The organism is Roseobacter litoralis Och 149, assembly GCF_000154785.2.
Lineage (GTDB): Bacteria > Pseudomonadota > Alphaproteobacteria > Rhodobacterales > Rhodobacteraceae > Roseobacter > Roseobacter litoralis.
Genome location: NC_015730.1, coordinates 492,364 through 518,027 on the forward strand (window position 1 = coordinate 492,364; position 25,664 = coordinate 518,027).

The 25,664-nt window shown below is 58.2% G+C and carries 25 protein-coding genes; 14 read left to right on the plus strand and 11 right to left on the minus strand.

Going from position 1 to position 25,664, the window contains the following annotated elements:
* Window positions 1-166: 166 nt before the first annotated feature.
* The 7 genes from RLO149_RS02285 to RLO149_RS02315 form a co-directional block, all read right to left on the minus strand.
* Complete coding sequence (locus tag RLO149_RS02285; RefSeq protein WP_013960433.1) at window positions 167-2,365, minus strand: 3-hydroxyacyl-CoA dehydrogenase NAD-binding domain-containing protein; 2,199 nt, start codon at window positions 2,363-2,365, stop codon at window positions 167-169.
* Window positions 2,362-2,829 carry a cupin domain-containing protein gene (locus RLO149_RS02290; RefSeq protein ID WP_013960434.1) on the minus strand — a complete coding sequence of 156 codons (468 nt, stop codon included), beginning with the start codon at window positions 2,827-2,829 and terminating at the stop codon, window positions 2,362-2,364. Before RLO149_RS02290 ends, RLO149_RS02285 begins: the two co-directional genes overlap by 4 nt.
* 2 nt (window positions 2,830-2,831) lie before the next feature.
* The gene (locus RLO149_RS02295) at window positions 2,832-4,043 is read right to left on the minus strand and encodes an acetyl-CoA C-acetyltransferase (RefSeq protein WP_013960435.1); all 1,212 of its coding nucleotides are present in this window, start codon (window positions 4,041-4,043) and stop codon (window positions 2,832-2,834) included.
* A gap of 39 nt (window positions 4,044-4,082) precedes the next feature.
* Window positions 4,083-4,721: a glutathione S-transferase family protein gene (locus RLO149_RS02300; protein ID WP_013960436.1), complete on the minus strand. Its 639-nt coding sequence runs from the start codon at window positions 4,719-4,721 to the stop codon at window positions 4,083-4,085.
* 41 nt (window positions 4,722-4,762) lie between these two features.
* Window positions 4,763-5,911, minus strand: a complete 1,149-nt coding sequence (locus RLO149_RS02305) for an acyl-CoA dehydrogenase family protein (RefSeq protein WP_013960437.1) — start codon at window positions 5,909-5,911, stop codon at window positions 4,763-4,765.
* A 125-nt stretch (window positions 5,912-6,036) separates the two neighbouring features.
* A complete protein-coding gene (locus RLO149_RS02310; RefSeq protein WP_013960438.1) occupies window positions 6,037-7,818 on the minus strand; it encodes an acyl-CoA dehydrogenase C-terminal domain-containing protein in 1,782 nt (593 codons plus the stop codon).
* Between the two features lie 36 nt (window positions 7,819-7,854).
* Window positions 7,855-8,256 (minus strand): MerR family transcriptional regulator, encoded by a 402-nt coding sequence (locus RLO149_RS02315; protein ID WP_174270212.1) that lies wholly within the window; start codon window positions 8,254-8,256, stop codon window positions 7,855-7,857.
* 219 nt (window positions 8,257-8,475) lie between these two features.
* On the opposite strand from RLO149_RS02315, the gene RLO149_RS02320 reads away from it, so the two are divergent.
* Both RLO149_RS02320 and RLO149_RS02325 read left to right on the plus strand, forming a co-directional pair.
* Window positions 8,476-9,222 carry a LuxR family transcriptional regulator gene (locus tag RLO149_RS02320; protein WP_013960440.1) on the plus strand — a complete coding sequence of 249 codons (747 nt, stop codon included), beginning with the start codon at window positions 8,476-8,478 and terminating at the stop codon, window positions 9,220-9,222.
* Between the two features lie 74 nt (window positions 9,223-9,296).
* Window positions 9,297-9,542 (plus strand): hypothetical protein, encoded by a 246-nt coding sequence (locus tag RLO149_RS02325; protein ID WP_013960441.1) that lies wholly within the window; start codon window positions 9,297-9,299, stop codon window positions 9,540-9,542.
* Here RLO149_RS02325 and RLO149_RS02330 read toward each other — a convergent pair.
* Entirely contained in the window at window positions 9,539-9,910 is a 372-nt protein-coding gene (locus tag RLO149_RS02330; protein ID WP_013960442.1) for a MerR family transcriptional regulator, read from the minus strand. The two genes, RLO149_RS02325 and RLO149_RS02330, sit on opposite strands and share 4 nt — an antisense overlap.
* A 129-nt stretch (window positions 9,911-10,039) precedes the next feature.
* Between RLO149_RS02330 and RLO149_RS02335 the strand changes: the two genes are divergently transcribed.
* The 3 genes from RLO149_RS02335 to RLO149_RS02345 are packed head-to-tail and all read left to right on the plus strand — an operon-like array spanning window position 10,040 to window position 12,307.
* Entirely contained in the window at window positions 10,040-10,462 is a 423-nt protein-coding gene (locus RLO149_RS02335) for a PaaI family thioesterase (protein ID WP_013960443.1), read from the plus strand.
* A complete protein-coding gene (locus RLO149_RS02340; RefSeq protein WP_013960444.1) occupies window positions 10,459-10,977 on the plus strand; it encodes a PaaI family thioesterase in 519 nt (172 codons plus the stop codon). The genes RLO149_RS02335 and RLO149_RS02340 overlap by 4 nt, the downstream gene beginning before the upstream one ends.
* A complete protein-coding gene (locus tag RLO149_RS02345) occupies window positions 10,967-12,307 on the plus strand; it encodes an MATE family efflux transporter (protein WP_013960445.1) in 1,341 nt (446 codons plus the stop codon). The genes RLO149_RS02340 and RLO149_RS02345 overlap by 11 nt, the downstream gene beginning before the upstream one ends.
* Here RLO149_RS02345 and RLO149_RS02350 read toward each other — a convergent pair.
* Complete coding sequence (locus tag RLO149_RS02350; protein WP_013960446.1) at window positions 12,304-13,356, minus strand: quinone-dependent dihydroorotate dehydrogenase; 1,053 nt, start codon at window positions 13,354-13,356, stop codon at window positions 12,304-12,306. The genes RLO149_RS02345 and RLO149_RS02350 overlap by 4 nt on opposite strands.
* The gene (locus tag RLO149_RS02355) at window positions 13,353-13,703 is read right to left on the minus strand and encodes a DUF952 domain-containing protein (RefSeq protein WP_044025176.1); all 351 of its coding nucleotides are present in this window, start codon (window positions 13,701-13,703) and stop codon (window positions 13,353-13,355) included. The genes RLO149_RS02350 and RLO149_RS02355 overlap by 4 nt, the downstream gene beginning before the upstream one ends.
* A gap of 124 nt (window positions 13,704-13,827) precedes the next feature.
* Here RLO149_RS02355 and RLO149_RS02360 point away from each other — a divergent pair, with 124 nt between their 5' ends.
* Together RLO149_RS02360 and RLO149_RS02365 are read left to right on the plus strand one after the other, a co-directional pair.
* Window positions 13,828-15,384, plus strand: a complete 1,557-nt coding sequence (locus tag RLO149_RS02360) for a bifunctional metallophosphatase/5'-nucleotidase (protein ID WP_013960448.1) — start codon at window positions 13,828-13,830, stop codon at window positions 15,382-15,384.
* A 103-nt stretch (window positions 15,385-15,487) separates the two neighbouring features.
* Window positions 15,488-16,153 carry an SOS response-associated peptidase gene (locus RLO149_RS02365; protein WP_013960449.1) on the plus strand — a complete coding sequence of 222 codons (666 nt, stop codon included), beginning with the start codon at window positions 15,488-15,490 and terminating at the stop codon, window positions 16,151-16,153.
* Between the two features lie 276 nt (window positions 16,154-16,429).
* Here RLO149_RS02365 and RLO149_RS02370 read toward each other — a convergent pair whose 3' ends face one another.
* Window positions 16,430-17,317 (minus strand): LysR substrate-binding domain-containing protein, encoded by an 888-nt coding sequence (locus RLO149_RS02370; RefSeq protein WP_044025177.1) that lies wholly within the window; start codon window positions 17,315-17,317, stop codon window positions 16,430-16,432.
* A gap of 107 nt (window positions 17,318-17,424) precedes the next feature.
* Here RLO149_RS02370 and RLO149_RS02375 point away from each other — a divergent pair, with 107 nt between their 5' ends.
* From RLO149_RS02375 to hisD, 7 genes are all read left to right on the plus strand, one after another.
* Window positions 17,425-18,648 carry an acyl-CoA dehydrogenase gene (locus tag RLO149_RS02375; protein ID WP_013960451.1) on the plus strand — a complete coding sequence of 408 codons (1,224 nt, stop codon included), beginning with the start codon at window positions 17,425-17,427 and terminating at the stop codon, window positions 18,646-18,648.
* A gap of 300 nt (window positions 18,649-18,948) precedes the next feature.
* Window positions 18,949-20,004 (plus strand): ABC transporter ATP-binding protein, encoded by a 1,056-nt coding sequence (locus RLO149_RS02380; RefSeq protein WP_013960452.1) that lies wholly within the window; start codon window positions 18,949-18,951, stop codon window positions 20,002-20,004.
* An 81-nt stretch (window positions 20,005-20,085) separates the two neighbouring features.
* The gene (locus RLO149_RS02385; protein ID WP_013960453.1) at window positions 20,086-21,306 is read left to right on the plus strand and encodes an ABC transporter substrate-binding protein; all 1,221 of its coding nucleotides are present in this window, start codon (window positions 20,086-20,088) and stop codon (window positions 21,304-21,306) included.
* A 122-nt stretch (window positions 21,307-21,428) separates the two neighbouring features.
* On the plus strand, window positions 21,429-22,454 hold the full coding sequence (locus RLO149_RS02390; RefSeq protein ID WP_013960454.1) for a carbohydrate ABC transporter permease: 1,026 nt from the start codon (window positions 21,429-21,431) through the stop codon (window positions 22,452-22,454).
* Entirely contained in the window at window positions 22,454-23,611 is a 1,158-nt protein-coding gene (locus RLO149_RS02395) for a carbohydrate ABC transporter permease (protein WP_013960455.1), read from the plus strand. Before RLO149_RS02390 ends, RLO149_RS02395 begins: the two co-directional genes overlap by 1 nt.
* A gap of 28 nt (window positions 23,612-23,639) precedes the next feature.
* Window positions 23,640-24,170 carry an ester cyclase gene (locus tag RLO149_RS02400; protein ID WP_013960456.1) on the plus strand — a complete coding sequence of 177 codons (531 nt, stop codon included), beginning with the start codon at window positions 23,640-23,642 and terminating at the stop codon, window positions 24,168-24,170.
* A gap of 12 nt (window positions 24,171-24,182) precedes the next feature.
* On the plus strand, window positions 24,183-25,511 hold the full coding sequence (gene hisD / locus RLO149_RS02405) for a histidinol dehydrogenase (protein WP_013960457.1): 1,329 nt from the start codon (window positions 24,183-24,185) through the stop codon (window positions 25,509-25,511).
* The last annotated feature ends 153 nt before the right edge of the window (window positions 25,512-25,664 follow it).

Here is a 25,664-nt window from a genome sequence, read left to right on the forward strand (position 1 = left end):
TAATCACATTCGGTCAATGCAGACATCCGTGTTGGTTGTGCGGGGCACCTTCGAATGTAGCGACAGTACTGTTCACACCCTCCACAAGTGCCACCGTAAGAAATGGACGGCACGCCCCGCACAAAAAAAAGGGGGCAAAATGCCCCCTTTGGTCGGCTGCCTTATATCAGGCAGCTTTGGGTTTCTGAGCGAACCGGCCATAGAAGCTTTGGTTTTTCGCGGCCATGTCGCGCAAAAGATCGGGGCAGGTGAAACGATCTCCGAAGCTTTGTGTCAATTGATCGCACCGCTCAGCGGCATAGGCCGCGCCCAGCATGTCGAGCCAGCTGACCGGGCCGCCGGACCAAGGCGCAAAGCCCCAGCCGAGGATCGCGCCCACGTCCCCTTCGCGGATGTCCATCAACACGCCCTCTTCGAGCGCGCGCACCGCTTCGAGCGTTTGCGAAAACAACAGGCGATGCTGCACGTCAATCAGGTCGGGCTGCGTATCAGATACAGGATATTGCGCGGCAAGACCGTCCCATAGACCCTGACGTTTCCCCTTTTCGTCGTAGGCGTAAAACCCGGCACTGGTCTTGCGGCCCAGACGGTTTTCGCCCTCCATCCAGAAGATCACCTCGTCCACCGCCGCATCGGGATAGGCATCGCCCATGGCAGCCTTGGTAGCACGCGCGATTTTAGCGCCCAGATCAATCGAGGTTTCATCAACCAGTTGCAGCGGACCAAGCGGCATGCCGACCAGTTTGGCCGCGTTTTCGATCAGCGCAGGTTCAACCCCCTCGGCGACCATGCGGATGCCTTCGTTGATGTAGGGAATGATGCAGCGGTTGGCATAAAAGAACCGCGCGTCATTCACAACGATGGGCGTTTTGCGAATCTGGCGCACGTAATCCAACGCCTTGGCCACGGCCCGGTCGCCCGTACCCTTGCCCTTGATGATCTCCACCAGCAGCATTTTCTCGACGGGCGAGAAGAAGTGGATGCCAATGAACTGATCCGGGCGCGATGAGGCTTTGGCCAGTTCGGTGATCGGCAGGGTCGAGGTGTTGGAGGCGAAAATACAGTCCTGCGGGATCACGGCCTCGACCTTCCGGGTCATTTCGGCTTTGACTTTCGGATCTTCGAACACGGCTTCGATGATCAGATCACAGTCCTTGAGGTGGTCAAGGTCAGTGGTCGCCGTGATCAGGTTGAGCAGTTGTTCTTTCTTTTCAGGCGTTGTCTTTTTGCGCGCAATGCCTTTGTCGGCAAAGCTGGCGGTATAGGCCTTGCCACGATCTGCGGCCTCTTGCGTCTGGTCAATCAGCACGACCTCAATCCCGGCCTGCGCAGAGACCAGCGAGATACCAGCCCCCATCATGCCCGCGCCCAGCACGCCGAGCTTTTTAACCCGTTGATCTGCAACATCATCCGGACGCACCGCCCCTTTCTCAAGCGCTTCCTTGTTGACGAAAAGCGAACGGATCATCGCGGATGACGATGGGTTCATGAGCACATTCGTGAACCAACGGGCTTCTACTTTGAGGGCGGTGTCGAACGGCACAAGCGCGCCTTCATAGACGGCTGACAACAACGCCTTGGCCGCCGGATACACCCCTTGCGTCTTGCCGTTCACCATCGCAGAGGCCCCGACAAAAGTCATGAAACCCGCCGGATGATAGGGCGCGCCGCCGGGCATCTTGTATCCCTTGGCATCCCATGGTTTGACGAGGTCCGCGTCCTTGGCATTCAACACCCAGTCGCGGGCAGCGGCCATCGGATCATCCGCCACTTCGTCGATCAACCCGGCGGCTTTGGCGCGCGCAGGGTCAACCAGTTTCCCTTCCAGCAGGAACGGCGATGCGGCCATCGCCCCCATCTTGCGCGTCAGGCGGGTCGTGCCACCGGCGCCGGGAAAGATACCGACCATGATCTCGGGCAGGCCGATCTTGGCCTTGGGGTTGGGTGCGGCAAAGATGCGATGCGTGCACAGCGGGATTTCAAGCCCGATGCCAAGGGCTGTACCGGGCAGCACAGTGGCAATGGGCTTGCCACCTTTCAGGGTCTTGGGGTCTATGCCAGCGCGTTCGATTTTTCGCATGATGCGATGGGCGTTCATGATCCCGTCAAACAAACCTTTTGCCGGGTCATCGCCTGCCATCTCTTTCATGCGTGCAATCACGTTGAGGTCCATCCCACCGGCAAAGCTGTCTTTGCCCGAGGTGATGACCACGCCCTTGATTGCGTCATCCGTCAGCGCCTGGTCTATCAAAGCGTCGAGCACATCCCATGCCTCAAGCGTCATGACGTTCATGGATTTATCTTTGACGTCCCATGTGATGGTCGCAATGCCTGCGGCATCCGTGTCCATTGTAAAATCAGTCATGTGTCGTCTCCTTTTTTGGGGTATGGAGTGCCGTTGAGGTGCGTGAAGCCTTGCGGCGTCGCCAGCATATCAAGCCCGGGGTAATGGCACACATCATCCGCAGCGCGTGTGCCCACAACCAGATAAGTTGCCGGCGCATCGCTGTTGTTCCTGAGCGTATGCGCGGTGGTATCGCCCGCTTTCCAGCAGCAGGCGTCGCCGGCCCCGACCACGGTTTCGACGCCATTCTCAACGACAGTGAGGGTGCCATGGATCATCAGCATGAACTCGTCTTCCTCCGTGTGCCAGTGCATCTGGGACGACTGGCGACCAGGCTGCAGGGTTTGTAATGAGACACCGAATTGGGTCAGCCCGCCGACATCTCCGAACGCGCGATAGATAAAATGCCCCTCACCGAGGTTAAAAGGATCAGGGTAGCTCGATTTGCCGGTCTGCGCCGGTACGCTTTCATTGGGCAGGATCATGCTTACATCCGCTCAATAATGGTCGCGGCACCCATGCCGGAGGCGATGCAGAGCGTGGCAAGGCCGACCTCTTTGTCGGCGCGCTCCAACTCATCCAGCAGCGTGCCGATGATGATGGCCCCGGTTGCCCCCAGCGGATGGCCCATTGCGATCGAGCCGCCGTTGACGTTTACTTTCGCATCATCGACATCAAACGCCTGCATGAAGCGCAGCACGACGGCAGCAAAGGCCTCGTTCACCTCAAAAAGATCAATGTCCTTGATGTTCATGCCACTGTCGGCAAGGATTTTTTCGGTCACCGGCACAGGACCGGTCAGCATGATCGTGGGGTCGGTCCCGATTTTCGCCGTGGCGCGGATGCGGGCGCGCGGCTTCAGCCCGTGCTCTTCGCCGAACTCCTTGTTGCCGATCAGAACGGCCGCAGCCCCATCGACGATACCCGATGAGTTGCCCGCGTGATGGATGTGGTTGATCCGCTCAAGATGCGGATATTTCATCAGCGCGACCTTGTCGAAGCCGGGCATGACCTCTCCCATCGCCTGAAAGGCGGGGTTCAGCGCGCCAAGGCTTTGCATGTCGGTTTGCGGGCGCATGTATTCGTCGTGATCCAGAATCTTCAGCCCGTTCTGGTCGCGCACCTCGATGACGGATTTGTCAAAACGCCCCTCATCCCATGCCTGTTTTGCACGACGCTGGGATTCGACCGCCAACGTGTCCGCATCATCGCGGCCGAAGCCATATTCGGTCGCGATGATATCCGCGCTGATGCCTTGGGGGACGAAGTATTTCTCCATCGCGAGCGTCGGATCAACCGCGATGGCCGCCCCGTCACTGCCCATGGCCACACGGCCCATCATTTCGACACCGCCCGCGATATAGGCCTGACCGGCACCGCCGCGCACCTGATTGGCGGCGAGGTTGACCGCCTCCATGCCGGAGGCGCAAAACCGGTTGATGGCCAGCCCTGGGATGCGCTCATCCAGATCGGAGGCCAACACCGCAGAGCGCGCAAGGCAGCCGCCCTGTTCCATCACCTGTGTCACATTTCCCCAGATCACATCTTCTACGGCGTGACCCTCAAGGTTGTTACGTTCCTTCAGCGCGTTGAGCGTCTGTGCGGACAGGCGCAGGGATGTCACCTCATGCAGGCTGCCGTCTTTGCGGCCCTTGCCACGCGGGGTGCGTAGCGCGTCATAGATATAGGCTTCGGTCATCGTCGTCTCCTTTGAGGCCAGCCGTTGGCCCCGATTGTGTTATGTGCGATCAGCGGGGGAGCCGGGCATCAGGTCATAGGGGGCTTTCCACCCCGGCACCTGTGACAGCCGGGTCAGCCACGCGTCGATATGGGGCCACTCGGCGCGGTCAAATCCAAAGGGTTCAGGATAATAGAGATATCCGCAGCAGGACAGATCGGCATTTGTAATGCCGCCCCCCACGATCCAGTCGCGCCCCTCAAGATGATCGTTCAGCACCGTATAGGCCGCCTTGAGCCGCCCTTGATGAAAGGCGATCACCTCAGCGGGGCGTTTGTCTTCGGGCAGGAAATTCATCAGGAAACGCGTCATGCCAGCCCCAGAGCTGAGCTTGTGATTGTCCCAGAGCACCCAGCGCATGACTTCGCGCCGCTCGGAGGCATCTGCGCCGCCGAACTTTCCGGATTTCTCGCTCACGTAGTCCTGTATGACGCCGGATTGCGTGAGCTTGATGTCGCCGTCCACCAGCACCGGAGCCTCGCCCATTTCATTGATGGAGGCGCGAAACTCTGGCGTTCGTGTCTCGCCGCCAAAGAAATCGACCTTCACGGCTTCCCAGTCCAGACCGGACAGTTGCAATGCGAGGGCGGCCTTATAGGCGTTTCCGCTTTCCCCAAAACAATAGAGTTTGATTGTCATATCTCATCGCCCCTCCCAAGGCGCTTTAAGCTTCATGCTGCTCATAAGGAGCGCGCAATCAACTCTTTCATGATTTCGTTTGTACCGCCGTAGATGCGTTGGACGCGGGCATCCGCCCACATTTCGGCGATTGCATATTCCTGCATGAAACCATATCCGCCATGCAGTTGCACACATTCGTCCAGAACCTCGCCTTGCGTGTCCGTGATCCAGTATTTGGCCATCGCGGCCTTTTCGACGCTCAACTCCCCGCGCAGATGCTCAGCCATGCAGTCGTCCAGAAAGGCGCGCGCGACAGCAGCCTTGGTCTTGCATTCGGCCAGTTTGAACCTTGTGTTCTGAAACTGCGTGAGCGGCCCGCCGAACGCTTCACGTTCCTTGCAATACGTGATGGTGCGCTCGACAGCGCCCTCGATGGCGCCCACCGCCCCGCAGGCAATGATCAGCCGTTCCTGCGGCAACTGCTGCATCATCTGATAAAATCCCTGCCCTTCGGCACCGCCAAGAATGTTCTCGGGCGGGATTTCTACCTCATCGAAAAACAGCTCTGATGTGTCAGAGGCATGCAGTCCGACCTTTTCAAGGTTACGACCGCGTTTGAACCCGTCAGCACCGTCTGTTTCAACGACGACGAGTGACACGCCTTTGGACCCTTCGGCAGGGTCGGTTTTTGCAGCAACGATGATCAGGTTGGCGTGCTGGCCGTTGGTGATAAAGGTTTTCTGGCCCGACAACTTGTAGGCGTTGCCGTCCTTGATCGCCTTAGTTTTGATGCTTTGCACGTCCGACCCGGTGGAGGGTTCGGTCATGGCAAGCGCGCCCACCATCTCGCCCGAGACCATCTGCGGCAGCCAGCGGTTTTTCTGATCCTCGGTGCCGTAGGCCAGCACGTAATGCGCCACGATGCCTGAGTGGATGCCATGCCCCCAACTGGCGAGATTTGCGCGTGCCGCTTCGATCAGGATTGCGGCCTCATGGCCAAAATTACCCCCAGCGCCGCCGTATTCCTCAGGAATGGAGGGGCACAGCAGACCCAATTCGCCCGCCTGCGCCCATGTTTCGCGGTCCATCTGGCCCTGCTTGCGCCACTTCTCGAATTTTGGCGACCATTCGTTGGTGATGAACTGTGCGGTCATATCCGCAATCATCTGATGCTCGTCGGTCATCCATGTGGAGGTGTGTTGGTTCATCTCAAGATACCCTCTTGTGTTATGGTGACGTCAAAACGACGTATTGCAAAGGTGCGCCTTGGCCGGATCAAATCCCAGTGCGCCAGCGCCGCCGGAGGGTCCTTTTGCCCCCCCGGCTGTACGCTTCAGAAATTCGCCGCATCCAGCGCCATGACTGTATCTGCCCCGGATTGGATGCGACTTAGATGCAGGGCTGTGGCTGGCAATTGGCGCGCCATATAATAGCGACCGGTCGCCAGTTTCGTTTCATAAAACGCGGTGTCCGATGCGCCTGCGGCCAGCGCATCCTGCGCGGCTTTGCCCATTTTTGCCCACATCAGTGCGAGACAAACGTGGCCAAACATATGCATGAAATCATACGATCCCGAGAGCGCATTGTTGGGGTTTTTCATCCCGTTCTGCATGAAATACATGCCCGCTGCCTGCAAATCTTTTGAGGCAGCTTTCAGCGGCTCCAGAAACGCGCGGTCATACTCCGCGTCTTGTCCTGCGTTGTCCTTGATATAGGTTTTAACCAGATCAAAGAACGCCATCACATGCTTGCCACCGTCCTGCGCGAGCTTGCGCCCGACGAGATCGAGTGCCTGAACGCCGTTGGCCCCTTCATAGATCATGGCGATCCGCGCATCACGGGTGAACTGGGACATGCCCCATTCCTCGATGTAGCCGTGCCCGCCATAGACCTGCTGCGCCTTGATGGTCATGTCATAGCCCTGATCGGTCAGGAACCCCTTGATCACCGGCGTCAGCAGCGAAACGAGACCGTCTGCATCCTTGTCATGTGATCGATGTGCCGCGTCGATCATTGTGGCCCCCCAGAGCATGAAAGCGCGCGCCCCTTCGACAAAGCTCTTTTGATCCATGAGGGAGCGACGGATGTCAGGATGTACGATCAGCGGGTCGGCGGGACCGTCCGGGTTCTTTTCACCGGTCACATCGCGCCCCTGCAGCCGGTCCTTGGCGTATTCCAGCGCGTTTTGATACGCGGCTGCGGCCTGACTCATGCCTTGCATGCCCACGCCCAGACGCGCTTCGTTCATCATGGTGAACATGGCGCGCATGCCCTTGTGCTCTTCGCCCAACAGGTAGCCCGTCGCGCCATCGTAGTTCATCACGCAGGTGGAGTTGCCGTGGATGCCCATCTTTTCTTCGATCTTACCCACGGCAACAGCGTTGCGCTCTCCGAGGGAGCCGTCATCTTTAACGATGAATTTGGGCACGATGAACAGCGACACACCTTTGATGCCCTCGGGGCCGCCGGGTATTTTGGCCAGCACAAGGTGAATGATGTTGCTGGACATGTCGTGTTCGCCCGCCGAGATGAAGATCTTTTGCCCGGTCAGGGTGTAGCTACCGTCGGCTTGTGGTTCCGCCTTGGTGCGCATCAGGCCCAGATCCGTACCGCAATGCGGTTCGGTCAGATTCATCGTCCCGGTCCATTCACAGGATACCATGTTCGGCAGATAGGTCTCTTTTTGTGCCTGCGACCCATGCGCCAGAATGGCCGAGGCTGCACCATGCGTCAGCCCCTGATACATCGTGAACGCCATGTTGGAGGAGGAAAACATCTCTCCCACGGCGGTGCCGATGACACAGGGCATATTCTGCCCGCCGTATTCCTCGGGCATATCAAGGCCCGGCCAGCCGCCTTCGCGGACCTGATCAAACGCAGCCTTGAAGCCGGTGGGCGTGCGCACCACACCGTTTTCCAGGGTGCAGCCTTCCGTGTCGCCTACCGTGTTCAGCGGCGCGAGCACGCCGGTCGCGAGCTTGCCCGCCTCCTCCAGAATGGCAGAGGTAAAATCCGCCTCGAGGTCTTCATACCCCGGAATAGGTTGTCTGACGACATTCAGCACATTGTGCAGTACGAACTGCATATCTTTGGTTGGCGCGGTGTAGCTTGGCATTTTTTCTCTCCCTGAAAACTGCGGGTATCGGGTCGTTTACTGGGCGGCGTCTTTATGCTCGAGCATGGATTCAACCATGTCTTCGCCCCATTTCAATTGCTCGGTCAGATCAGCGATCGCGTCATTCAACTCGTCCCGGCGCAGGATCAGATCGTCGAGGCGGTCGCGCGCCACTTCGATTGCGCGGCTCAACTGCGTCTGCTGCTGGTCGCCCATGTCATAGAGATCGAGCAACTGGCGGATCTCTTCAAGGCTGAATCCAAACCGCTTTCCGCGCAGGATAAGTTTGAGACGCGCCCGATCACGTCGCGTGAACAGGCGTTTTTGTCCCTCTCGGATCGGGAATAAAAGCTCTTTGGCTTCATAAAACCGCAGGGTGCGGGGTGTGACATCAAAGACGTCGCACATTTGGCGGATTGTCATATTTTCTTGTGTCATCTTTACCATCATTTTTCGTCAGAATGATCCAAACCTAAGAACGTGTGCTGGTGCTACAATAGGAGCACAGGTTTACGTAACCGAGACGTTGCGTCACTTTAGGAGCGCTTTGATTTCCCGTTAAGCGGCATTTCTTTGCAGTTTTTTCTATTATGTGTTGAAATGCGTTATTGGAAACTGCAATTCAACGACCTCTGGTTTGTGAAGGAAAAAGCGTCAATGGCTGAATTTCGGACGTTGAATGATTTTGTATCCTGCTGTCGCGACACTAAAAGTGTGACCGATCTTTGGCGCAATGCGTTGGATTTCTTCTATGCGCGAAAAATAAAAATGGTCAGCTATCATAGTGATGATGCGCAACTGCCGGGGTCCAAACCTCTGGGTATTGTTTCGGATGGCTTTCCTGAGGGATGGGTTTGCGAATACCTGGAGTCGGAGCTTTTTCGGGTTGATCCTATTCCACAACTGGCGTCGATTTTGTCTCGACCGTTTCGCTGGTCAGAAGCGCCTAAGTTGATGCGGCTTTCCCAAGAAGGCGAACGGTATATGCAAACTCTTGCCGACTCCGGGCTTGGTGACGGGGTGGCAATGCAGGTCTATGGCCCCAATATGCGCAATGCCTATGTCGGACTGGGCTTTGGCGAGCATGATCCAAACCTGACATCGGACGAAATATTTGAACTGCAATGTGCTGCACAGATCGCGCATATTCGATATTGCGAATTGACTGAATACCGCCAGCGCACGGCTGATACCTTGTCGCCACGTGAAGTCGAAATACTGCAGTGGATTGCACGCGGTAAGAGCAATTCTGTTATCGCCGAAATCCTCGGTATATCGCGGCACACGGTGGACACGATCACCCGACGTATTTTTGAAAAACTGGATGTGAACGACAGAACGACAGCGGCCATTCGCGGTTTGGGGTCCGGGCTGGTTCGACACAGGCGGGGTGCCGTAGTGTAACGTAGTCGCGTGACAGACGCGCCATTGCCACCGGTATAGAGAGGCGTTTCTAGTATACGGTGAGTGGATTAATTATGAAAACCGAGAAAAAAATAGCCCAAATTGTATTCTGCGCTGCGGATACAGTAACGGGAGCCAATATTCCTGATGCCCCGCGTGAGAGTTCGATAAGGCTGCGCCAAGCTGCCAAGCTGGTCGAATCAACGGCGTACGATTCGGCGGGGGATCATCCGACGTCGGTGGTGTCCCAGTTGATCATGGCTGCTGCTAATCTGGAAAGGCTGGCGCAGGCTTTGGAGCGCAATGGCGAATGCCCTTAGCGTTTTAAAGCGGCTGCCGTGGTATCGCGCAGCCGCTTTAATTCCGCGATGGCGTCATCGAGCTGGGCGCGCTCTTCTGCCAACTGCGCCAACTGACCGTCGGCAAGCGCGATCCATTTGCGCATCTGCGCGTCGGTGCCCTCATTCTCATAGATCAAAAGCCACTGCCGGATATCTTCGAGCTGAAAGCCGAATTTCCGACCGCGCAGGATCAGCTTCATCCGTGCGCGTTCGCGCGGTCCGTAAAAACGTGAGCGTCCTTCACGATCTGGCTGCAGCAGTTCAATATACTCATAATAGCGCAGCGTGCGCGGTGTGACGTCGAATTCGGCGCACATCTCTTTGAACGTCAAGCGGTCCGATGTCATTGCGGCTCTCTCCCTTGGGTTCAGGCTAGGGCGCAAAAGACGCGAGCGCAACACTCCCCCTTGCTCTTGGTGACACACTGCTGTGATAAAGGAGCCCAGACACACAGGACCAACGAGGCGGAGCCGGAGATGGCGGAGAAAGATGCAATCGCAAGGCAATTCGTGGAGGCGATTCCGCATAGTAAAGCTCTGGGCATGCGGCTGACGGACATGGGCGACGGGATGGCAGCGATTGAAATGCCATATGATCCGAAACTGGTCGGCGATCCTGAAACCGGCGTGATCCATGGAGGCGCGGTTTCTGCGCTTATGGATACGTGCTGCGGGGCGGCAGTGATGTGCCATCCCGATAACGGGGGCGGCACCGCAACGATTGATTTGCGGATCGACTACATGCGTGCCGCGACGCCGGGTCAGAAAATCACAGCGCAGGCGGTATGCTATCACATGACAAGGACTGTGGCCTTTGTCAGGGCGACCGCCACAGACGAAGATACAGAAAACCCCGTGGCCGCTGCCACCGGCGCGTTTATGGTGGAGAACAGACGATGAGAGCCCCACGGCGTGCCCCCGAACCGGTTCAGGTCATCAAGCAAAGACGGGATGCGACGCTGCGTGCTCTGGTAGATGGCGTGCCCTATATCCAATTTCTCGGCATTGAGTTCGAGCGGCGCGGAGATGAATTAACGGGCATCTTACCCTTTGACCAAAAACTGATCGGAAATCCGCTACTGCCTGCAATCCACGGTGGGGTCACTGCCGCTTTTCTCGAAGTGAGCGCCATCATCACGCTGAGTTGGACCTACCTGTGGGAAGACGTGGAATCAGGTGCAATAGACGCCAAGGGATTGGCCAGTGGTGGCATGCCCCGCTTGCCAAAAACCATCGATATATCCACGGATTATTTAAGGTCGGGACTGCCGCGCGACGCTTATGCACGGGCGCGGATCGTTCGGTCAGGTCGGCGTTATGCCTCTGTGCATGTTGAGGCTTGGCAAGACAACCGCGACCGTCTTTTCGCGCAAGCCACAGGTCATTTTCTGATGCCGGACCGTCGTGACGCCTGATCCTGTATCCTCTGCACGCGATGAAATCAGCCACAGACGAGTTCTGAAAATTGCCCTGCCCATTGTGTTATCAAATGCAACGGTTCCGATTTTGGGCGCTGTTGACGTCGGTGTCGTTGGGCAAATGGGCGAAGCGGCACCGATTGGTGCCGTGGCCTTGGGTGCGATCATCCTGTCCACGATCTACTGGATTTTCGGTTTTTTGCGCATGGGGACTGTTGGGCTGGTGGGGCAGGCCGAAGGGGCAGGCGACAAGGCCGAAGTGTCCGCATGGCTGACACGCGCATTGGTCGTGGCCCTTGCGGGCGGTGTGCTGCTGATTATCTCGCAGCCGCTGATCTTCTGGTCCGCGCTGCGGCTGGCGCCTGCCAGTGACGAGGTGGAAAGCCTCGCGCGCCAGTATCTGGCAATCCGCATCTGGACAGCGCCTGCCGCGATTGCGGTTTTTGCCCTCACCGGCTGGCTGGTCGCGATGGAAAAGACGGCGGGCGTCTTTTGGGTTCAACTCACGATGAATGGCGTCAATGTGGTTCTGGATCTGGTTTTTGTGCTGGTGCTCGACTGGGGTGTTCCGGGTGTCGCAGCGGCAACCGTCATTGCCGAGATTACTGGCTGCGCCTTGGGTCTTTGGTTTTGCCGTGCGGCCTTTAAACGCCCGGATTGGCGCGATTGGCCCCGTATTTTCGACCGCACCAAGCTGATCCGCATGGCGCTTTTGAACACGGATATTTTTCTGCGCTCGCTGATGCTGATGATCATCTTTTCGTCCTTCGTCTTTATTGGCGCGCGTTTCGGAGACGTGACGCTGGCCGCCAATGAAGTGCTCATTCAGTTCATGTATATCACGGCCTATGCGATGGATGGTTTCGCCTTTACGGCGGAAACGCTGATCGCGCGGGCCTATGGTCTGGGTAAACGCAGCCATGTGCGGCGCAGCGTCATCGTCACCTCGTTCTGGGGGATGGTTGTCTGTGTCACCGCTGCTTTGGGCTTTGCGCTGGCCGGGGGCTGGATCATTGACGTGATGGCCAAGGATGCCGATGTGCAGCGTGTCGCGCGCGAATTCCTGCCCTATATGATCGCCGCGCCCATTGTGGGCTGCGCGGCATGGATGCTTGATGGCATTTTCATTGGGGCGACGCGGGGTCGTGACATGCGCAACATGATGGCGCTGAGTTTTGCGTCATATTGGCTTGCTATCCTCGTGCTGCTGCCGATCTGGGGCAATCACGGGCTTTGGGTGGCCTTGCTGATCTCTTTTGCGGTGCGTGGCCTTACATTGGGCGCACGGTACCCAGCCCTTGAACGCCACGCGAGCAAGGCAGGTTAGGCCGCGTTGAGCCAGCGGTCGCGATCCGTGCCACAGGCCTCTGCCACGGATGCAAACCCGTCGCGTGCAAGCAGATCATCAAGGTCGCGGACGATGTCGCCAACCAGCGACAGCCCGCCATAAACCAACCCAGTATATAGCTGCACCGCAGTGGCACCGGCGCGGATTTTGGCGTAGGCCTGCGCGCCACTTGCAACACCGCCGACACCGATCAGTGGCAAGGTTGTTGCTGCGGAAAGCTGTGCGAGCACGCGCGTTGATTTCTCAAAAAGGGGCTGGCCAGACAACCCACCCGCCTGCGTTTTATGGGGCCCATGCAACCCATCGCGATCCAACGTGGTGTTGGTTGCGATGATCGCATCCACGCCCGCGTTCTGCGCAACGGTGGCAATATCGCGGATCTCGGGCAGGGTCAGGTCCGGCGCGATTTTCAGAAACACCGGAATGTCGCCCCGCACGTCCATCACGCCTTCAAGCAGCGCGGCAAGGGCGGCGGGCCCTTGCAGGTCGCGCAGTTTCTCGGTGTTGGGAGAGGATACATTGACCGTCGCGAAAGACACATGCGCTTTGAAGCGCTGCATCACAACGGCGAAATCGGCGGCGCGGTCCTCGCTGGTCTTGTTCGCGCCGAGATTGATGCCGACGGGCACAGCGCATTCTGCGTTTGTCAGTCGCCCGGCGATGGCGTCCATCCCATCGTTGTTGAACCCAAAGCGGTTGATGGCGGCGGCGTCTTGCTTGAGGCGGAAGAGGCGTGGCTTTGGGTTGCCGGGTTGGGGCAGGGGCGTGGCCGCGCCCACCTCAATGAACCCGAAACCAGCCTTGCCAAGCGGGCAAACGGCTTGGGCATTCTTGTCAAAGCCCGCCGCCAGCCCGACCGGATTTGCCAGATCCATGCCTGCCAAGCGCACGCGCAGACGGTCCGATGTGATCGGCCCCGGCTGACTGGCAAGCCCCGCATTGAGCGCTGCAAGGGCAAGGCCGTGCGCCCTTTCCGGGTCCATGTTCTGCAAAACCGCAAGGCCTGCCTTTTCGGCGAGCCGTTTCATGCGCAGGCCTCGTCCAGCCCGGCTGGAAACTGGTGCACGCCATCCACGAGGGGCAACGGCACCGCCCAGAGGACATCACCAAGGCGCAGCTTGCGGTATAGATGCGGGAACCGCTGATCGCCCCGCGACACCTCCCATTTCAGGTCGGCGCCCAATTTTTCAGCATCCACCGCCAATAGGTACAAATCCGACGCACCCGCGAAGTGTTTCACGGCTGTTTCCCCTGCCTGTTGCGCGGTCGAGAAATGCACATATCCATCCGCGATATCTATGGGCGCGCCAGCGGTTTCGCCCGCGTTTTGCAGCGCTTCCCATTCAGAGGCGCGGAATATTTTCAAAATGATCATATGCGCCTGATGCCCCGGCACTGGCGCGCGGTCAAGACCATGCGCACACCCGCGCCGATTGACCCTTTGACACGTCGCGGCCTGCAGGTCACGATGTGGCAAATGTCCATCTAGGGGGAAAATGATGAAACGATTCCTGAGTGCGACCGCTGCACTTGCCGTGACCACCGGTATGGCGGCGGCGGAATACAACCTGACCATTCTGCACACCAACGATTTCCACGCGCGGTTCGAGCCGATCAGTCGATTTGACAGCGGCTGCTCTGGCGAGGATGACGCCGAAGGGAAGTGCTTTGGTGGGTCTGCCCGCCTTGTGACGGCCATTGCGGATGCCAAAGCGCGCAGTGACAACGCGATCCTCGTGGATGGGGGCGACCAGTTTCAGGGCACGCTGTTCTACACCTATTACAAGGGCGCGCTTGCGGCCGAGATGATGAACAAGATGGGCTATGACGCGATGACCGTGGGCAACCACGAATTCGATGACGGGCCCGAGGTTTTGCGCGGTTTTATCGATGCTGTGGACTTTCCTGTGCTGATGTCGAATGCGGATGTCACGCGCGAGCCGCTGCTGGCGGAAACGCTGCCCAAGTCTGTGGTGATCGAACGCGGCGGTGAGCGTCTGGGCCTGATCGGACTGACCCCACAGGACACGGACGAGCTGGCCTCGCCGGGGGATAACATCACCTTCTCCGATCCGGTGGCCGCCGTTCAGGAACAAGTTGACCTGCTGACCGCGGACGGTGTGAACAAGATCATCGTGCTGAGCCATTCCGGCTATGGCGTGGATCAGCGCGTGGCCGCTGAAACAACCGGTGTTGACGTGATCGTCGGAGGGCATTCCAACAGCCTTTTGTCCAACACGAATGAAGACGCCGTTGGCCCTTACCCAACGATGGTTGGGGATACGGCGATCGTGCAGGCCTATGCCTATGGCAAGTTTCTGGGCGAATTGAATGTGACCTTTGATGACGCAGGTGCTGTAATTAGTGCCGTTGGCGAGCCGCTGATCATGGATGCGACCGTGACAGCGGATGAAGCGACTGTTGCGCGTATCGTCGAGGCAGCACTGCCATTGGATGAAATCAGAAACGCCGTTGTCGCCGATGCGGCGGGGGCGATTGTGGGGGAACGTGATGCCTGTCGCGCCCGCGAATGCGAAATGGGCAATCTGATCGCGGATGCCATGCTGGCCCGGGTGCAGGACCAGGGCATTGAGATCGCGTTGCAAAACGGCGGCGGTATTCGTGCCAGCATCGACGCCGGTGAAGTGACCAAGGGTGAAGTGCTGACGGTGCTGCCGTTTCAGAACACGCTGAGCACCTTCAAGGTCACCGGTGCCACGATCGTCGCGGCGCTTGAAAACGCGGTCAGCCAGCATGAAGAGGGCGCGGGTCGTTTCCTGCAGGTGGCGGGGATCAGCTATGCCTTTGACGTGTCACAGCCCGCAGGCAGCCGGATCAGCGACGTGATGGTGGGCGGTGCGCCGATTGATCTGGAAAAACTCTATGGCGTGGTTTCAAACGATTATGTGCGCAATGGCGGCGACGGGTTTGATATGTTCAAGACCGCGCAGGAGGCCTATGATTTCGGCCCCGACCTTGCGGATGTCACGGCGGAATACATGGCGGCGAACGCCCCCTACACGCCCTATCTGGACGGTCGCATTACGGCCAAGTAACCCACGCCGTTGCCCGAATTGATTCATGCGCCCGGGTATTTCTCGGGCGTATGCCTTTGCAACTCAACCCATATTGACCCAAACCGCGCGACAGGTAGCACGCATGTGTGGACGTTTTTCCATTACCCTTCCCACTGACGCGATGGCGCAATTGTTCGACGCACAGCCGGACAATGATCTGCCGGATGTGCCCAATTACAACGTTTGTCCGACCAACAATATCCACGTCATCACGGGCGGTGATGCGGGGCAAAGGCGGCTGACGTCCATGCGTTGGGGGTTTTTGCCGCATTGGTACAAGAAAACCAACGATGGCCCGCTGCTGATCAACGCGCGTGCCGAGACGATTGCAGAAAAACCTGCATTTCGTGAGGCTGTGCGTCAGCGGCGCGCATTGGTTGTCACCACCGGTTTTTATGAGTGGACCAAGACAGAGGACGGTGCCCGCGACCCTTGGTTCATGACCCCATCGGGGGGTGGCGCCTGTGTCATGGCGGCGGTCTGGCAAAACTGGACTGGCCCGGACGGAGAGGCACTGCGCAGTGTGGCGTTGGTAACGACTGCGGCCAATCAAACGATGGCGCGTATTCATCATCGGATGCCGGTGATCCTTGAGCCCGAGGATTGGCCGCTATGGCTCGGTGAAGCGGGTCACGGTGCCGCAACCCTGATGCGGGCGGCACCTGACGATGCGCTGGAGGTTTTTCGTGTCGATCGCGCGGTCAATTCCAACCGTGCGTCCGGGCCACAACTGATCGCGCCGATCTAGCTGATACCAATCCGCCTTTGAACCATCGGTTCCGGCTGTATCCTTTGGCACACCGCTGAGTGGGACGTCGCAAGGGGTCACTAAAAACGCGTGAACTGGTTAAACAATCAAACACCCTCGATCCGTCCCACCCAAGGAGTGGACATCCAGTGCATAAAGGCGAATTGCGACAGAAACGCGCCGCGACCATGGCGTGCTGGCGTCATTGTCAAACCGCTGCCGTTTCCGCGCGAAAAATTCATCTTCATGCAGGTGTCCAAAGTGATCGGATATGACCTATGAACGGGCTTGCTTGCGCAGCCAGGTGCGGAAAGACGTCAAACTATGGCTTTCTTCGCGGTCTCTTGGCCACACGAGGAAATAACTGCCGATGCTCTGATTGGTATGTGGCGAGGCCAGAACCAACTGGCCGCTGTTCAGGAAGGGGTCCGCGACAAAGGTCGGCAGCAGCGCGACCCCTAATCCATGCACGGCCGCCTGCGCCATGGTGGAAAATTGATCAAAAACCATGCCCGGGGGCAGTGAGGCGTCAATATCGAGTGAGCGCAACCACCGCACCCAACCGCGTGGGCGGGTTTCCAGATGCATCAGGTCATGGGACAGAATACCGCGCGGATCGCTCAGCGGCGTTGCAATCAGAGAGGGCGCGCATACCGCCACCACGGTCTCTGGCATGAGCGGCAGGTAGTCCGTTGCTGGCCAGTCTTCGCGCCCGAAATGGATGGCGGCATCAAAATGCGTATCCCGAAAGTCAAACGGGGCCAGCCGGGTGGACAGATTGACGGTGACCTCCGGGTGGGTCTGGGCGAAGTCCTGCAGCCGGGGTGCCAGCCAATGCATGCCGAAAGCGGGTAGGATCGACAGGTTGAGCGCCCCACCGCGCGCATCCGTCCGCACGGCAACAGAAGCGCGGGTCAGATGTTGCAGGATTGTGCGGACCTCTTTCACATAAGCCGCACCGCGGGCCGTCAGCACCAATTGCCGTCCGCGCCGTTCAAAGAGTTCGATACCCAATTGCCCTTCAAGGGCTTTGAGTTGCCGGCTCACAGCGCTTTGGGTCAGCGACAATTCTGCCGCCGCGTCGGTTGCGCTGCCCAAACGCGCGACCGCTTCGAAACAGGTCAGCGCGTTGGTAGAGGGGAGAAATCGGCGCGCAGGTTGCATATGAGTTATTCTCATGGATAACAGAACAAAGCCTCGTTAGCCTTTTGGTCCGTAACTTGCAATAATGCACCCAAGCAAACGCCGGCATGACGCCGAAAGGAAAACCGATGAACGTTGAAACCCCGATACTGAAAGCCAAAGATGCCCCTGATCTGGCCGGATTTGACTGGTCTGACCCTTTCCGCATGACCGATCAGCTGCACGAAGATGAGCGGATGATTCAGGAAAGCGCTGCGGCCTATGCGCAGGAAAAGCTGCAGACGCGTGTGATCGACGCCTATGAGAACGAAACAGTTGCGCCTGAGATTTTCAAGGAAATGGGCGATATGGGGCTCCTTGGGATCACGCTCCCCGAAGAGTACGGGGGTTTGGGTGGCTCCTATGTGGCCTACGGTCTTGTCGCGCGCGAGATTGAGCGGGTCGATTCGGGGTATCGGTCGATGATGTCCGTGCAATCCTCTTTGGTGATCTATCCGATTTACGCATATGGCACTGAGGCACAGCGTCAGAAATACCTTCCCAAGCTGTGTTCGGGCGAATCGATTGGCTGTTTTGGCCTGACAGAGCCGGACGCTGGGTCTGACCCCGCCGGGATGAAGACGCGCGCCGAAAAGACACCAACCGGGTACAAGTTGACCGGGTCGAAAATGTGGATTTCGAATTCACCGATCGCCGACGTTTTCGTGATCTGGGCGAAGTCTGAAGCGCATGGTGGCAAAATTCGCGGCTTCGTTCTTGAAAAGGGCATGACCGGGCTGTCCGCACCCAAGGTGGGTAACAAACTGAGCCTGCGCGCCTCGGTCACCGGCGAAATCGTGATGGATGGTGTTGAAGTTGGCGAAGACGCACTGTTGCCGAATGTGCAGGGTCTGAAGGGTCCGTTCGGGTGCCTGAACCGCGCACGGTACGGCATCAGCTGGGGTGTCATGGGTGCTGCGGAATTCTGCTGGCATGCGGCGCGGCAATACGGCCTGGACCGTCACCAGTTCGGCAAGCCGCTCGCGGGCACGCAGTTGTTCCAGAAAAAGCTGGCGGATATGCAGACCGAAATCGCACTTGGCTTGCAGGGCTCTTTGCAGGTGGGGCGTTTGATGGACAGCGCGCAGGCGGCCCCTGAAATGATCAGCATCATGAAGCGCAACAATTGCGGTAAGGCGCTGGATGTCGCGCGCATGTCCCGTGACATGCATGGCGGAAATGGCATCAGCGGAGAGTTTCAGGTCATCCGCCACATGATGAACCTTGAGACCGTCAATACCTATGAGGGCACACATGACATTCATGCGCTGATCCTTGGGCGTGCCCAAACGGGTGTGCAGGCGTTCTTCTAGACATAACGGCGCTTGGTTCGTCTGATTTGACGGCAGCCAAGGCGCATTGATTCGCCTATTGCGAGTGCTTGGATGCCGTTCACCGGGGTGAGCGGCATCAGCATTTCTGTGACCTGCTTTTACAAACGGTCGCCACGCGCAAGCGGAAGTTTCATGGGTAACAGTCTATAAAACAAGCAGGAAATTCATTTCTAGCTTGGATTTGCACACGTGTGCAAAAAAGTCTTGCCAAAGATGGGGTCAGGTGGCTAGCGTCACAGAGCAGCCGGTTTCGGTTCGCGGCGTCATCAGGGGGACAAGATGGCTGAGATACAACTGCGCAACGTAAACAAGCGGTGGGGAAGCTTTGTTGGCGTTGATAATTTCAACCTGACCATCGCCGATCAGGAGTTTCTGGTGCTCTTGGGCCCCTCGGGGTGTGGAAAGACCACAACCATGCGTATGATTGCCGGGCTCGAAGACGCGACGGAGGGCGACATCGTGATTGACGGGCAGGTGGTGAATGACCTTGACCCGAAAGACCGTGATGTCGCCATGGTGTTCCAGTCCTACGGGCTTTACCCGAACATGAACGTTTATGAGAACATCCGCTTCCCGCTGAAGGTGCGCAAGGTCCCCGAGGGGGAGCATGATGAACGCGTGCGCCGCGCCTCTGCCATGGTGGAACTGGACGATTTCCTGCACCGCAAGCCCGCTGAGCTGTCGGGGGGTCAGCGGCAGCGCGTGGCCCTTGCACGCGCGATTGTCCGGGAACCGAATGTGTTCCTGATGGATGAGCCGCTGTCCAATCTGGATGCGAAACTCAGGGTATCGACGCGGGCGCAGATCAAGAACCTCAGCCACGAGTTGAAGGTGACGACCGTCTACGTCACCCATGATCAGATCGAGGCGATGACGCTGGCGGACCGTGTCGTCGTGATGAAGCAGGGCAAGGTGCAGCAGGTCGGCACGCCGACGGAGATCTATGACAATCCGGCCAATACCTTTGTGGCCAGTTTCATCGGCAGCCCCGCCATGAACCTGATGGACGGCGAGATGACCGGCGGCACCTTTGTGGGCGCGCATGTGGAGATCAGCGGTCTGCCCGGTCCAGATGGCCCTGCGACACTGGGGTTCCGCGCAGAAGATGCGACTTTGTCCGAGGATGGGTCAGGTCAGATCACAGCGCCGATTTACACGATTGAACTGCTGGGGGATGCGACGATGCTCACCGTTCGGGCAGGCGGTCAGCTTGTTTCCGTCAAGGCGCACAAAGAGTTTCGGGCGCAGATTGGGGATATGATCTCCTTCATCGTGTCCCCGATCATTTGTCATTTGTTTGACAAAGAAACCGGGACGCGGCGCGCCGCATCCTGACGAAAACGTCCGATCAAGGACCAAATATAGGGTGCAGCCTTGCAAGATGCACCCAACGCAACCGCAACAGGGAGTTTGCATATGTTTTTGAAGAGAATTGCTTTGGCGGGTGCCATCTCGCTTTTGGGAAGCGCAGCATTTGCCGCCTGCTCATTCGAGAATGAGGTACCGATCAAGTCGCTGAGCGCTGGTTTTGAAGCATGGAAAGCCGTTACGGACGCGATGGCGGAATGCGGCAGTTTTCAGGCTGAACTGGATCAGGAATTTCGTACCAAGCAGCCCGCAGCCTTTGAGGCAAATCCAGCGCTTTATCAGATCGGGGGCGTGTCAAACGGGACGATCACGCCACTTTTGAATTCAGGCACAATCCGTCCGCTGGACGATCTGGTGGCCAAATATGGCCAGAACCTCAGCCCGAACCAACTCATCCGCGTGAACGGGCAGATCATGGCGGTCGCCATGATGGTGAACACGCAGCACCTGATGTACCGCTCGGATATTCTGGCAGACCTTGGCATCGAGACGCCCACGTCTTGGGATGAGATCTATGCTGCGGCCGAAAAGATCAAGGCTGCCGGTGTTGTCGACTACCCTCTGGGTGCGACAATGAAATCGGGCTGGAACATCGCGCAGGAATTCGTGAACATGTATCCCGGCTTTGGCGGTGATTTCTTTAATGATGACAACACGGCCGCGGTAAACTCAGAAGCCGGACTCAAGGCTCTGGCAACCATGGAAAAAGCGCTGGAATATACAGATCCCGAAGTTCTGGTCAGTGACAGCACCTATGTGCAGCAGCAATTCCAGCAAGGCAAGATCGCCATGGCCAACCTGTGGTCAAGCCGCGCCGGGGCGATGAATGACGCAGCCGAAAGCCAGGTGGTGGGCAAAGTGGCCATGGCCGCAGCGCCCGTCGCAATGGAAGGTGGGGCACCCGCCACGACACTATGGTGGGATGGCATCGTTATCGCAAAAAACATCTCTGACGAAGAGGCGGATGCGGCGTTTCGCGTTGCGATGGAGGGCCTCGATGCAGAAACGGTGCAGGGTGCAAATGAAGCTGCAATCTGGCTGGTTCAAGGGTATGAACCGACAGAAATTGCTGCAGGTGCAATTGCCACAGCGAGTGCAAATCCGGCACCCCCTGCATATCCATCCACAACACAAATGGGCCTGATGCACACGGCTCTGGGCAATGAGTTGCCCGCGTTTCTGACCGGCGAACGTGATGCACAGGCGACGCTTGAAGCGATCGAGGAAGCCTACACGATCTCAGCCAGAGAAGCGAACGTACTGGAGTAATCCAAGGGCTGGCCGGGGGCGTCCCGGCCAGCCGTCACGTCTTCAGTTTCATCAAGAGGAAAAACTCTGCTTGACGAAGCCGAACGAGCTGAAAGCCTGGGACCCGCAGCGAGGAAAATGCTATGAAGTTCAAAACATTTGCAGCCTTTGTTGGCCCATCCATCTTTATGATGCTGCTGTTCATCGCGGCACCTCTGCTGTCCGTTTTTATTCAGAGCTTTCAGGAAACCATCACAATACAAGAGCAGATCGAGGTGGAAACCTGCACGCCCGGTTTTGTGACCCAAACCTGCACAACCGAGATCAAGACCGTTCCGGTTCTGGATGACAACGGGAAGACGATCACCGAGACCCGCTGGGTTGGTTTGCAGAGTTATCAGAACGTGCTGCAGATGGATAAGTTCTGGGAAGCTGTCGGCAACGGCAGCTGGAACGACATCATGCAGATCGATTTCTGGAAGGCCCTGCGCTTTACGCTGTCCTTCACATTGCTGACCTTGCCTCTGGTCATCGGCGTGGGACTGCTGATCGCGCTGACGGTGAACAACGCCGCGCGCTCGATACGGGGGCCGGTGATCTTTGTATCGCTGTTGCCGTTCATCATCACGCCCGTGATCGGGTCGCTGTCGATCTACTGGCTGTTCGTGGGAGATGGTATCCTCACTTCCATGATGGAGCGTTGGACGGGAACCAACATCTCGATGTTCGCGCAGGCGTGGACGATCGAGGTGCTGATGTATTTCTACAGGGTCTGGCATGTTGCGCCCTTTGCCTTTGTGATTTTCTATGCCGGGCTGCAAACGGTGAATATGGATACGCTGGAAAGTGCCGTGATTGACGGCGCCAGCCGGTGGGAACGGTTGCGCCATGTCATCATTCCACACCTGATGCCGCTGATCGTTTTCATCGCGCTGATCCACTTGATGGACTGCTACCGCGTATTCGAAGAGATCGTCGGCTTCCGGTCGCAGGCGCATGTGATTTCACTGCAATGGTTGACCTATGACTTCATGACGCCGGACGATGCGGGCAACCGTGCGATCTCTCGCGCCTCTGCTTCGGCCATGCTGACGATGATCGGGATCGTGTTCTTGCTGATCCTGCCGCTGCGCCGCACATGGCGCGACCACAAAGGGAGTGCGCACTGATGTCTACCTCCAAGGCCATGCAGCAGTCGTTTGCGCTGCGTTTTTCGTCCGGTGCCTTTCTGGCGTTCTGGTGTCTGCTCGCGGCGTTTCCGATCTTCTGGATCGCGATCATGAGCTTCAAATCCCCCGTGGATGCCTTTGCGGCAAGCCCTTGGGATGTCATCACGGGGCCGGCCACGCGCGCGAACGGCGACGGCCTGTCGGTGCTGGACATCGTGGTCGGGCTGGCGGTTTTGTATTTCGCCATCCGATGGGCCTTTACCCGCTTGCCGGGGCTGGTGCAGCAATATTGTCCGCCGGGCATGATTGCCTTGGGCTGGATTTTCGGCGCGGTGATCTATGCGGTTGCCTTTGTGCTGATTTTCTTTGGGCTCCTGCCGCTGATCCTCGGGGCGGTGAACGGGCTGCTGGGGCCGCTGGGCACACCCGTTCTGGGGCTGACGACCGAACACTATGTGGCCGTCTGGGCCGAGAACGAATTCTACCGCAATTTCCTGAACTCGATGCTGGTCACGGCGGGGGTGGTCACTGTTTCGCTGACGGTCGGCACGCTGGCGGGCTATGGTCTGGCGCGCTCCGGCTCTGATCTGGCCTTCTGGCTGCTGATCCTTGCGCTGGTCTTTCGCGCGCTGCCGCACTCGGTCCTCGTGGCGGGGTATTTGCCGGTGTTCATCAATTCATCCGAAATCCTACGCCCGATTTTCGGTGAAGGCGCCCCGACGCTTTATGGCCAGCCCTGGGCGGTGATTGCGGTCCTTGTCGCGATCAACCAGCCGTTCACCATCTGGATGCTGCGGTCCTTCTTTCAGAACATTCCGGCGGAACTGGACGAGGCGGCGCGCGTCGATGGATGTTCGCATTTTCAGGCATTTCGCCGTGTGATCATGCCGGTGATGTGGCCCGGCGTTATCACAACGGGTCTGTTTTCATTCCTGCTGGGGTACAATGACTTTCTGGTGACATCGCTGCTGCTGGATGCCCAGAACCAGACGATGGTTCCGGCCATTGCAGGCTATTTCAACCGCGAAACGACAACCACCGATCAGGTCGAGGCAGTCGCCGCTGCGGTCTCGATCACAGCGCCGTTGTTTTTGCTGGTCATGGTGTTCCAGCGCCAGATTGTTTCGGGCCTGACCGCCGGCGCGGTCAAAGGATGACCCTGTGCTCATTTCAAAGAGGTGACAAATGAAGGGTTCACGCCCCGAACAAGCGGTTCTGAGCCGCGACACGGATATGTCCAAAACGGACGCGACGCGCGCTGCAATCGAAGGCATGGTGGATGGTTTGAACGACCACCGCATTGACGATATCGGAGCCTTTTTTGCCGAGAGCTTTCGGTGGATGGGCAATCAGGGCTGCGGCACAAAGGACGGTTTGCGCGCGTTTCAGGACAACTGGCAACGACCGTTTCAGGCGGCCTTTTCCGATAAGGTCTGCGTGGATGAGGCGCGGCTTTACATGGGCGAATGGGCTGCTGCCTTTGGCCGCCAGGAAGCGACACATTCAGGTCCCTTCATGGGGATTGCGGCCACAGGCAAGCGGATCGAAATCCGGTATATGGACTTCTGGAAGGTCGAAGAGGGCAAGATCACCGACAATTGGGTAATGGTCGATTTTCCTCATGTGCTGGCCCAATTGGGCAAAGACGTCTTTGACGGTGAGGGTTGGGAGGCGTTCGATCGCGGTGAAAAAGCACCGCCGCGACCCGAACAGTGAGGAGAGAGAAATATGGCGATTGAGTATCTGAAACGCGGCAAGCCGGATGCGGAGCGTGCTGACGATGATGCCAGAACCCGTGCGGCTGTTGAAGCGATACTGGCGGACATCGAAGCGCGTGGCGATGCAGCTGTGCGGGAGTTGAGCGAGAAGTTCGACGGCTATTCACCGGCTGCGTTTCGTCTGAGTGCTGTGGAAATTAACGATCTGATCGCGCAGCTCAGCCCGCGCGAGATGGAAGACATACGCTTTGCGCAGGAGCAGGTGCGCAACTTTGCGCAGGCCCAACGCGACAGCATGCGCGACATCGAAATCGAAACGATGCCGGGCGTCATTCTGGGTCACAAGAACATCCCGGTTCAATCGGTCGGCTGCTATGTGCCGGGCGGTAAGTTCCCCATGGTGGCATCCGCGCATATGTCGGTCGCCACGGCGAGCGTGGCAAAAGTGCCGCGCATCATCGCCTGCACGCCGCCCTTCAAGGGCAAACCGAATCCGGCGGTGATTGCGGCCATGCATCTGGGCGGTGCGCATGAGATTTACGTCATGGGTGGCATTCAGGCGGTGGGGGCCATGGCCATCGGGACCGACACGATTGAGCCTGTGCATATGATTGTCGGCCCCGGCAACGCCTTTGTCGCCGAAGCGAAACGCCAGCTTTTTGGCCGCGTGGGCATCGATCTGTTTGCCGGGCCAACCGAAACGATGGTGATTGCCGATGACACGGTGGATGCCGAGATGTGCGCGACGGACCTTTTGGGGCAGGCGGAACATGGCTATAATTCACCTGCGGTTTTGCTGACGAATTCGCGCAAGCTGGCCGATGCGACATTGGCCGAGATTGAGCGTATTCTGACCATCCTGCCCACAGCGGACACCGCGCGGGTCAGTTGGAACGATTACGGCGAGGTCATCCTGTGCGACACCTACGACGAAATGCTGACGGTGGCCGATGATGTCGCATCGGAACATGTGCAGGTCATGACCGACCGGGACGACTGGTTTCTGGACAAGATGACTTGCTATGGCGCGCTGTTTCTGGGGCCGCGCACGAATGTGGCAAATGGCGACAAGGTCATCGGCACCAATCACACCCTGCCGACGAAAAAGGCGGGGCGCTACACAGGCGGCCTTTGGGTCGGCAAATTCCTCAAGACGCATAGCTATCAAAAGATCCTGACCGATGAGGCGGCAGCAGAAATCGGGGCTTATGGGTCACGCCTGTGCATGCTTGAAGGGTTCGTGGGTCACGCAGAGCAGTGCAACCTGCGTGTCCGGCGCTATGGTGGCCAGAATGTGCCCTACGGGACGGGCGCGCCTGCAAAGGAAGCGGCGGAATAAAACCGAATGAACCGCACTCAGGCAACCAAGGAACGGGCGCTGCAAACCGGGGCCGTGGGCCCCTGTAATCTGCTGGGTGTCATCAGGTGTCTGCCTGTTGCGACCCTGCTGCGCGAAATCCGTTTGTGCGCTCAAACGGGTGATACCCAATTC